The organism is Streptomyces nanshensis, assembly GCF_001751255.1.
GTDB lineage: Bacteria > Actinomycetota > Actinomycetes > Streptomycetales > Streptomycetaceae > Streptomyces > Streptomyces nanshensis_A.
This window is the reverse complement of record NZ_LJGW01000075.1, coordinates 1-8,240: the sequence shown is the minus strand read 5'-3', so window position 1 is coordinate 8,240 and position 8,240 is coordinate 1. Positions and strand designations below refer to the sequence as shown.

The window sequence follows — 8,240 nt, the reverse complement described above, 5'->3', positions numbered from 1 at the left end:
GGAGTTCGGGCAGGAACGGGTCGTCCGTGTCGGAGCGCTCGGCTGCGTACGCGTCGTACTCGGCGCGCAGTCCCGACTTCGCATCGGCCATGCGGGCGGCGGTGCGGGCAAGGCGCCGCGCGGCGGCGCGGGTCCACTCGCGTACCTCCTCGCTGTAGCCGAAGCCGTCCAGCAGGACATACGCGCGCGCCCCGCCGGGGGCCGTACGCACGGCGGTCGCGCCGCACTGCGCGGACCGCAGACCGATATCCTGCGAGGTGGCGAAATTGCGCACGGGTATCTCCGTTCGGTGATGTCTGGACGGTGGGGCCGGGTACTGCCCGCCCCCACCGGTGACGGGCTGACGCCGAGGCAGAAGATCGCGAAGTCGAGCGCGCCGGACTTCGCCTTGAGCAGCGCGCCGTGCGTCGGGTCATGCGGTGAGGTCGGCGACGAGTGTGGTGGCGTTGTCCGCGTTCGGGCGGTTCGGGTCGAGTGCGCATGAGGCCGCAAGCGCCCGTTGCACGGCCTTCGCGGTGAAGCGAGCAGTGGGGCTTGCGGAGACAGCATCGGGTTGTTCCCGGTGAAAGGTCCTGCTCATACGGTGGTCACGCCGGATCGCCGCATACAGCTCGACCTTCGACATCTGCGGCATGAGCACGCCAGCTACAACCACCCCGCCATCGAGGCCGTGACCCGCTCCTGCCTCCCGGGCGGACTCTGCGTCTCGTGCTCGTGTCCGACGGCGCTTACGAGCCGCACGAGGACGGCGGGCACCCGGTCGCCGGCGAACTGACCGGAACCCCGCGCGAAGCTGCTCGGCGCGCGTCGTCTCATCGTCCGCGCACGCCGCCAGGTACGAGGTGATGATGTTGCCGGTTTCCCGGTGGCATCCCGACGATCACAACCTGCGCCGCGTCTGGCCCGGTGGCTACGGTAGGAGTCGGTGCCGGTCTTGGCTCGGATGTGTGACGGATCGACGGGCGCAGCCTTTGCGGCCCCGGTTACATGTGGGCAGCGAGCCACTCTGGGATGTCCGCGACGGGCACGAGTTCGTCCGCGCCATAGGCATGAGTCCCACCAGATGAGTCGCCATCGAGGACGACGCCGATGTCACCCCAGTTATCGAGGGGGTAGATGACGGTCCCGAAGGACCCAGCAGGGGCGTAGCAGTAGTCCTTGTCGACGGTGCTCCGAACCCGCTGACCGAAGCTCAATTTCTCGTCCATCACTGTCTCCTCTGCCGGTTTCCTTGGTGACGACTCCACCGTGACTTCACGGACTTCCTGTGGCTCCGGGTTACCGAGGACAAGGAAGTCGCAAATTGCGCACGGGGTTCTCCGTTCGGTGATGGCTGGATGGCTGGTGGGGGCAGGCTGGCGCCGTCAGCGCTCCTCGATGCCGTAGGTGTGGCAGAAGATCGCGAAGTCGGGTGCAGGCTTGGCCTTGAGTAGCGCGCCGTGCAGCCTGAACTCCTCGCCCTTCGTCAGTTGCCGCACACCGCACTCGCGCAGAAACTGGCCGATGGTCTCGGTCGCGTGGTCGGCGTACGGAGAGGGGCCGTGAACGCCCGCCGGTACCCTCTCCCGCCGGAGGAGCACGGAGAAGACGCGCAGCGAGGGATCGTAGACGGGCTGCAGCTCGATCCCCTTCCCCAGCGTCAGAGGCCCGTCGAAGTCGTCGACGTAGAAGGGCGCGCGGTCGGCGAAGAACCGCTGTGCGATGACGCGTAGCCGGTCGCGCAGCATCCTGCCGATGCTGGCCGTCCGACACTTCTGGAAGATGCGCATAGTGTCCACGGTGAAGCCTTTCGGGTGATGGATCGTTCGGCGGTGTGCGGGCCTCTCACGCCCTCACAACATCCATGGTGGCGGAAGGTGGGGGGGGAGTGTAACCCCTTCCTTGACCTGCGGAAACACGGATATCCCGGCAGAGCCAACAGAGCGCCAGCTCCGTACGGAGCCGCCGGGGTTGGGTGCGTGAGCACCGCCCGCCGTACGGAGGGCGGCACCGGTCGTTGCACAGCCCTACTGCACTCCGGCTCGCTGAGCAGCAGCGGGGGCCTGCGTCGCGGCCAGGCCGTGGTACTCCAGCCCGTGGCAGTCTGGATTACTGGCCACATGGACCGTCCTCCAGCGCATCGCGTACGCGTCGTCGCTGCCGGGGAAATCGTCCAGGTACCGCGCGAGCGCTTCCAGATGGCAGCAGTCGAGCAGGGGAGCGACGTCGTCCACGGTGTCCGGGCTGGTCCACTCCCGCACGAACGCCGCCTTACCCGTCCCGGCGTTCGCCGACTCCCCGCCGCGGAGAGGGAAGTGATCTTCGGCCGTGTACCCCATCTCGGCGCTGCCCCGGGAGTGCGCGGCCAGCCACCTCCGGACCACGCCAGGGTTGGTGAGGTGCTGGAGCACCCCGGCAAGCGCCTCGACCGCCGAACACGGCAGCAGGTCCGCCAGGAGCGCGATGAACGGCTCGTCGCTCCACCGGTCCGCGAACACGGCCGCCGTCCGGCGCTGCTCCTGAGCGACGCGGGCCTGTCGCTGCCGCGCGGCGGCTGCCTTCTCCCGCTGCTCCTCCTCGACCGCCCTGGCGTGCAGCGGGTACAGGCGGCGGCAAATGTGATCCTTCACGTGCGCGGGGGACAGGGCGCTGACCCCGATACGCGGGCTGGGCACCCGGTCCGTCTTCGCGGTGACGGTGAGCTTGGCGTCGCCCTCGCGCTCAACGACCAGGGCGCGCCCCTCGTCGTCCACGATGACCGCCCGGCCACACCGCCCCTCCTCGGGGCCGGTGGTGCGGCAGTTCGGGCCCAGCAGAGCCGCAGTCTCCTTCGCGAACTTCAGCAGCGCGGCGTCGTCGGTGATCGGGCGGGGCATCTTCTTCATCGGCATACGGATCATCTCCAGTTCAGGCAGAAGCGGTTCGGTCCCGGTGGCCGTGATCAGGCGGCGGGGACGAGATCGGGTACGACGTGCAGATGCGCGCCGGAGGGATCGGCAGCGGCCAGGACGTCCCGCAGCCCTGCGCGCTCGGTGTGCATGTGCGCAACCAGGCGGCGCGTACTCGCCGCGCAGTGCGCGGCATCGCGCGCGGCATGCGCAGCCGTCTGCGCCTCTCCCGCGACACCAGCGAGCAGCAGCGCGAGCGGCACGTCCGGAGCCTCTGCGGGCTGCCGCCGGAACAGGCCGGCTGCGGCCCACCCCAGCCGCGTGAAGCGGGTTGCGCGCCCGCGGTGCGCGGTGGCGGCGCGCTCCTCGCGCCGTGCCTGGCGCTCCTCGTCCGGGATGATGCGGGCAAGCCACGTGAGCAGTTGCGGCGCCTCCCATGCGCGGGCGTGATTGCGCAACTGCGGGAGGTCCGCGCGCTCGGCGTAGGCGTTCGCGCACCCCTCCAGCACGATGCGCAGGGTCCGGTCGGCCTGCGGTGGTGCGGGGTGCCCGTCGCACAGCTTCGTGATCCCGCCGACGCCCGGTTCCCACGGGCTTCCGGCGCCGGTGCGCTGCACGTGCCCCCGGTAGGCGACCTTGCGCACGAGGACGGGGTTGGTCGGCTCGGCGACGTAGAGGGGATCGACGTCCCCAAGGGATACGCGGATCGTGCCGAAGTCGTCCCACTGGCGGGGCGTGTGCGTGACGTTGGCATGGACGGTGCCGCTCACCGCGCCGGACAGCCGGAAGTCGACGGCTCCGCTGCACGCGGGGCGGCTGGTCTCGGCGCGGACGGTTCCGAGCGGTGTCGGGAAGCTGAGCATGCGGGCTGCTCCTCACTGCGAAGACGGACGAACGGGAACGGAGGCTGCGGCCCGTCACAGGGGCTCGCAGCAGAGGGCGCCGCGCGGTAAGAGACGCACCGCCCGGGCAGTGGCGGCTTCACCGGACGGCGGAGCGGACGGCGCCAGGGCGGCGGAACGCCGCGCCGGGCCGCGCGCGGGGGCGTACTTCCGCAGTACCTGAGCGTCGAGTCGGCGCAGCCGCTCGACGCTGGCCTCGTGCGACAGAGGGAAGCGACACCAGGTCTTACCGGCGCTGCCGTCGCTCCGGTAGTAGTGCACCGTCCGGCCGCCGGGGCCCGCCGACGTGGCGTGCGACGCCATGAAGCAGGTCGGGGCCGCGTCGTCCGTGCCGCTGTCGGCGCTGGCCATGTCGGGAACCTCGCTAATCATCCATGGTGACGGAAGTCGCGGTGTGGTGGCGCGTGGTGCGTGTACGTCCGGCGCGACGTGAGGGCGCTCGCGGGCGCGAGCCCCTTACCCGCCCCTGAGCCCGGGGGCCGGCGGTGCCCCTCTTCCCCGGGGTGGTGGGAACGACCATGGCCGCGCCCACCACCCCGGGAGGGCAGGACTATTCGGGGCGGGGAAGCTCTCCCGGCTCCGGGTACACGGCGAAGTCGGGGGCAAGTCCGAGGTCCGCCGTGCCCGGCCCTTCGGTCGCCTCCCGGCAACGGTCTGCCGCGACCGGGACAACCCAGTCGCCCGACGTCTCCCACGCGCGCACGACTTCATCGTCACCCTGGTGACTACGGACGAACAGCACTGCGGGGTGACCAAGGCTGAGAGCCGTACAGAGGACCGTCTGTACGGGGAACGCCGCCCCCTCCTGCGGATCCGCGCCCGCCTCGACGGTGCCCGTCACGGTCGGCGCGCCCCAGCTCGGCGCGGCGGTGAGCTCGTGGGGTCCGTGGCCGACGTGGTCCAGGACGGCACTAAGGATCTTCGGCGTCATCTTGGCGGCCGTAATGACATCGATCACGGGTTCTCCTCATACTCGGCTGGGCGTGGGTGGCGGGCCCGGCGTACGGGCCCGCCACCTGGCGGTGTGGTGAGGCTGCGGCGCTAGCTCTGGCCCGGGTTGCTGTCGGGGCGGGGAAGCTCTCCCGGCTCCGGGAAGCGCTCGAACGGGTCCAGCGGCTCATCCGTGGAGAGCGCGGCGGACGCCTCCGGGTAGGGAGTGAGCCAATCGCCCTTTACCTGCCACCAACGCGAGGCGATCCCGTCGGCCTCCGCCGTCCGGACTTGCAACAGACAGGTGCGCGCACCGTCGACGGGGTGCAGCGCTCTCGACAGATTGACCAGGAGCGAGGCGAAATCGTCACGGTCCAGGGGCAGGATGCCCATGCACTCATGCGGGACGGGGGCGGCCATGAGGTTCGCTCCTGCTGCGAACTCCGTGCCGTCGCGCCACTTGCCGCAGATGAGGATTTTGTGATGCCCGGCGCCTACATGCTGAAGAACGGCTTGCAGGGCGTCGTCGGCGCGCTCAGGCGGCTCGCTCGCTACGGACGTCATGACGTGGGATTCCTCTTTTCTCGACTGAGGGGGTCTCGGGCGGAACCGGGGCGGGCCCGTACGACCGGGCCCGCCCCGGCAGTTCCCGCAGGGGTCACACGGCCGTCAGCTCGAACGCCTGACGCATGAGAGCGTCCTGCGAACCGTTGATCAGGCGCTCCGCACGCGCGTCGCCCTTTGCGGCCTCCGTCTTGCCCCGGCTGGGCGCGAAGTGCTCCACGTACTCCGTGATGGCCTGGAAGCCCGCCCACCGCGTGCCTCGGATGTTCGCCTGGGTCTCCGCCCTCTCGAACAGGTCCGTAATCTTCCCGAGCCGCTGTTCCCGGTTGCGCTGCGTGACGCGGCTCTCGTCCTTCTGCTCCGGCCACATCCGCGCGACGGCGTCCCGCAGCTCCCCGGTGGACATCTCGGCCTCGATCATGCGCTGGGCGGCCTTCTCGAACTCCTCGGCGTAGGTGAACGTGAGGTCGAGCGCCTCACGCGCCGCGATGATCCGGCTCTTCGCGTTCTTCGTGTGCCGGATCGACACCGACGAGACCGCGTTACGCAGTGCCGCGCGCTGCGTGTTGGCGCACACCACGCGCACCGGCGTCGTCACGACACGGAACGCCGAACCTCCGTCGTGCCCGTTGAAGGCCGCGATGTAGAGATCCACGCGATCGTGCCCGCCGACGGTCATGGTCTGCGGCAGCTTCATGGTCAGGAAGACCTGACGCCCGCCTCGGAGGGAACCGGCGGTCTCGAAGTGTGCCCCGGACTCCTCGACCAGAAGGTTCAGGAACTCGGCATGTTCCTCGTTCTGAACGGGCTGGTAGTCGGTGCCGACGACGCCCAACCATTCCGGCTTGCCGGTCTTGGGGTGGGTGCGCACAGTTCCGAAGTGCTCGGGGAACTCGACCGACTCGACCCCGTCGTCGGTGATCTCGGCGCCGGTGAGCGCGATCTTCCGAACGTTCCAGCCTCCCAGGTACGCCTTCTGCATGGCGTCCTCGGCGGTCATGGCGTCCGTGGTGACGGTGCCCAGACGGTGCCATGCGCTTTCGCGGGCGCTGGCGAACGCGGCGGTACCGTCGCGGAACTTCTCGATCATGTGCGGCACGTGTGCCTGCCTCTCGTGTGATGGATCATTCGGCGGTGTCCGGGTTTCTCAGGCCCGAACAACATCAATGGTGGCGGAAGTCGGGGGAGGTGTGTACCCCTTCCCTGACCTGCAATTACTCCGGCTCGCACACGGCGGTACCCTTCACATCACCCATGGCGTAAGCCTCGAATACCTCCCGGACGCTCCCCAACGGCAACGGCAACGGCACGTCGGCCAGCGCGAGCGGAGCACTCCCCGTACGAGCACACATGGCCCAACCGAGTCCGAACGCCTTCCGCACCGCCCAACGCGCAGGCAGACCACCCGGCAACGTCTCCCCGTACGCGTCCAACAGCGCCCTGAAAGCCGCGCGCGCCTGGTCCCGCTCAAAGGGCGTGACCGGCTGCGCCGCCGGAGTCGAATGACCGGCGGTACGCCTCATCGGGAAGTCCTCCTCTGCGCACGCAGGACCTGACGCGTGCGCGCGCGCTCGCTCTTGTGGCTGGGACGCTGCTCGCGCTGCTCACCCCGAGCTGGTTCGGGAGCACGACGCGACCGTGGGGCGTGGCGCGGCATGTGGTGCAGGGTTCGGGACATGACAGAACCTCCGATTCGTCTACGGGACGCAAGGGGGCGTGTGTGGGGCCCGCTTGAGGGGCCCCACACACGCGGGTACGGACGGGAGTTCAGGCGTCGACGGTCACAAGGCCGAACAGGCGCTCCCAGTCCGAGAACAGGCCGAACAAGCGGCTCCAGTCGGCGGAGAGGAGTTCCCGGCGCGTCGCGCGCGTACGGGACACCAGGTGAGCGACGGCCGAATCCCGGAACTGCTCCGGCGTCACGGCGTCACAGACCCCCCAAGCCTCCCCGCCCGCATCCGACCCCAGAAGGGTCCACAGCAGACGCTCAGCGCGCTCCGTGGCGCTCCGCCCACTGACCACGGGGCCAGACTCACGAGCGGCACCAGGGGCCGTATCGGGCGCCTCAATAAGCCCTCGCGACTTCAGAAACCCGTCTGTGTGGTACGCCAGATCCGCCGGGCCCATGTCGCCCGGGAAACTGGTGAGGAACCGATCATCCGCGCCGCTTCCGTCAACGGACTCGTGGACCAGGGTGAACTTCGTCTGCCCCGTTTTCGGCGCCCGCAGCACCACGGGCCCGCCGGTGCGCGTGCGGTAGAGCGCGATACCCACGTAATCGGAATCCAGGTTCTCTACGATCTGGGCGCCTGCCGTAAGGGCAGACAAAGAGAGCAGATTTGCGATGGCACGCAGCTTCGCAACTACCGGGGACGTGGCGGTGTTCTCAATGACGGTGCCGTCGATGATGGCGATTTCCCGCACAGCAGATGCCTTTCATGGTGATGGATCATTCGGCGGTGTCCGGGTTTCTCAGGCCCGAACAACATCCATGGTAACGGAAGCATGCGGGGGTGGTCAACTCACTCCCCAACACCTTCCCCTACAGCCTCCCTTACGGCTTCCCCCACACCACACACCACAAGCCCATTCACGCAGGTCACCACCCCTAACAACCTCCCCACCAATGCTGACAACCCCCCGGTGCGCCCCCGTACCGCTCCACGCTGACAGGAAAGGGGAAGGAATGGAGTACCAGAGCGAAAGGAGCGGACGGCGGCGACGCGGCGACGAGAGCACCTAGGGGCTTTTCCTTGTCGGGGCGGGGCGCGCCCGCACCCCGCCCCGACAAGAATAGGGAATACCGCAAACATCGAGAACAAGAATGAAAGGAATGAAGACCTCAGTATCCAGAATGAGTCTACACTGTAAGGATATACTCAAGATAAAATGGAGTATTGCGCATTCCTATCTCCTCTCCCAAGTTGAGTAGGGAGGGTGTACCGTCTGAACCATCGTACTAGACAAAACCCAAAAG

At 68.6% G+C, this 8,240-nt stretch carries 10 protein-coding genes and 1 pseudogene; all 11 read right to left on the bottom strand.

Annotated features, from left to right (window positions below; genetic code table 11):
- Window positions 1–274 (bottom strand): annotated as a pseudogene (locus AN218_RS03675) (mucin-2); the annotation flags it as partial.
- Between the two features lie 138 nt (window positions 275–412).
- The gene (locus AN218_RS35940) at window positions 413–625 is read right to left on the bottom strand and encodes a hypothetical protein (protein ID WP_141747430.1); all 213 of its coding nucleotides are present in this window, start codon (window positions 623–625) and stop codon (window positions 413–415) included.
- 358 nt (window positions 626–983) lie between these two features.
- Window positions 984–1,208 (bottom strand): hypothetical protein, encoded by a 225-nt coding sequence (locus tag AN218_RS03670; protein WP_070015174.1) that lies wholly within the window; start codon window positions 1,206–1,208, stop codon window positions 984–986.
- Between the two features lie 156 nt (window positions 1,209–1,364).
- A complete protein-coding gene (locus tag AN218_RS03665) occupies window positions 1,365–1,769 on the bottom strand; it encodes a hypothetical protein (RefSeq protein ID WP_070015173.1) in 405 nt (134 codons plus the stop codon).
- A gap of 237 nt (window positions 1,770–2,006) precedes the next feature.
- On the bottom strand, window positions 2,007–2,870 hold the full coding sequence (locus AN218_RS03660) for a hypothetical protein (protein ID WP_141747429.1): 864 nt from the start codon (window positions 2,868–2,870) through the stop codon (window positions 2,007–2,009).
- Between the two features lie 50 nt (window positions 2,871–2,920).
- A complete protein-coding gene (locus tag AN218_RS03655) occupies window positions 2,921–3,730 on the bottom strand; it encodes a hypothetical protein (protein WP_070015171.1) in 810 nt (269 codons plus the stop codon).
- A gap of 54 nt (window positions 3,731–3,784) precedes the next feature.
- Window positions 3,785–4,120: a hypothetical protein gene (locus AN218_RS03650; protein WP_070015170.1), complete on the bottom strand. Its 336-nt coding sequence runs from the start codon at window positions 4,118–4,120 to the stop codon at window positions 3,785–3,787.
- Window positions 4,121–4,319: 199 nt separating this feature from the next.
- The gene (locus AN218_RS03645; protein ID WP_070015169.1) at window positions 4,320–4,727 is read right to left on the bottom strand and encodes a hypothetical protein; all 408 of its coding nucleotides are present in this window, start codon (window positions 4,725–4,727) and stop codon (window positions 4,320–4,322) included.
- Between the two features lie 83 nt (window positions 4,728–4,810).
- Window positions 4,811–5,263, bottom strand: coding sequence for a hypothetical protein (locus AN218_RS03640; protein WP_070015168.1), 453 nt, complete (start codon window positions 5,261–5,263; stop codon window positions 4,811–4,813).
- Window positions 5,264–5,357: 94 nt separating this feature from the next.
- Complete coding sequence (locus AN218_RS03635) at window positions 5,358–6,353, bottom strand: DUF932 domain-containing protein (protein WP_171908589.1); 996 nt, start codon at window positions 6,351–6,353, stop codon at window positions 5,358–5,360.
- Between the two features lie 677 nt (window positions 6,354–7,030).
- A complete protein-coding gene (locus AN218_RS03625; RefSeq protein ID WP_070015165.1) occupies window positions 7,031–7,687 on the bottom strand; it encodes a hypothetical protein in 657 nt (218 codons plus the stop codon).
- Window positions 7,688–8,240 lie beyond the last annotated feature (553 nt).

Coding starts and splice junctions, on each gene's coding strand:
- AN218_RS35940 (WP_141747430.1), bottom strand. CDS start 625: ATGTCGAAGGTCGAGCTGTATGCGGCGATCCGGCGTGACCACCGTATG.
- AN218_RS03670 (WP_070015174.1), bottom strand. CDS start 1,208: ATGGACGAGAAATTGAGCTTCGGTCAGCGGGTTCGGAGCACCGTCGAC.
- AN218_RS03665 (WP_070015173.1), bottom strand. CDS start 1,769: ATGCGCATCTTCCAGAAGTGTCGGACGGCCAGCATCGGCAGGATGCTG.
- AN218_RS03660 (WP_141747429.1), bottom strand. CDS start 2,870: ATGCCGATGAAGAAGATGCCCCGCCCGATCACCGACGACGCCGCGCTG.
- AN218_RS03655 (WP_070015171.1), bottom strand. CDS start 3,730: ATGCTCAGCTTCCCGACACCGCTCGGAACCGTCCGCGCCGAGACCAGC.
- AN218_RS03650 (WP_070015170.1), bottom strand. CDS start 4,120: ATGGCCAGCGCCGACAGCGGCACGGACGACGCGGCCCCGACCTGCTTC.
- AN218_RS03640 (WP_070015168.1), bottom strand. CDS start 5,263: ATGACGTCCGTAGCGAGCGAGCCGCCTGAGCGCGCCGACGACGCCCTG.
- AN218_RS03635 (WP_171908589.1), bottom strand. CDS start 6,353: ATGATCGAGAAGTTCCGCGACGGTACCGCCGCGTTCGCCAGCGCCCGC.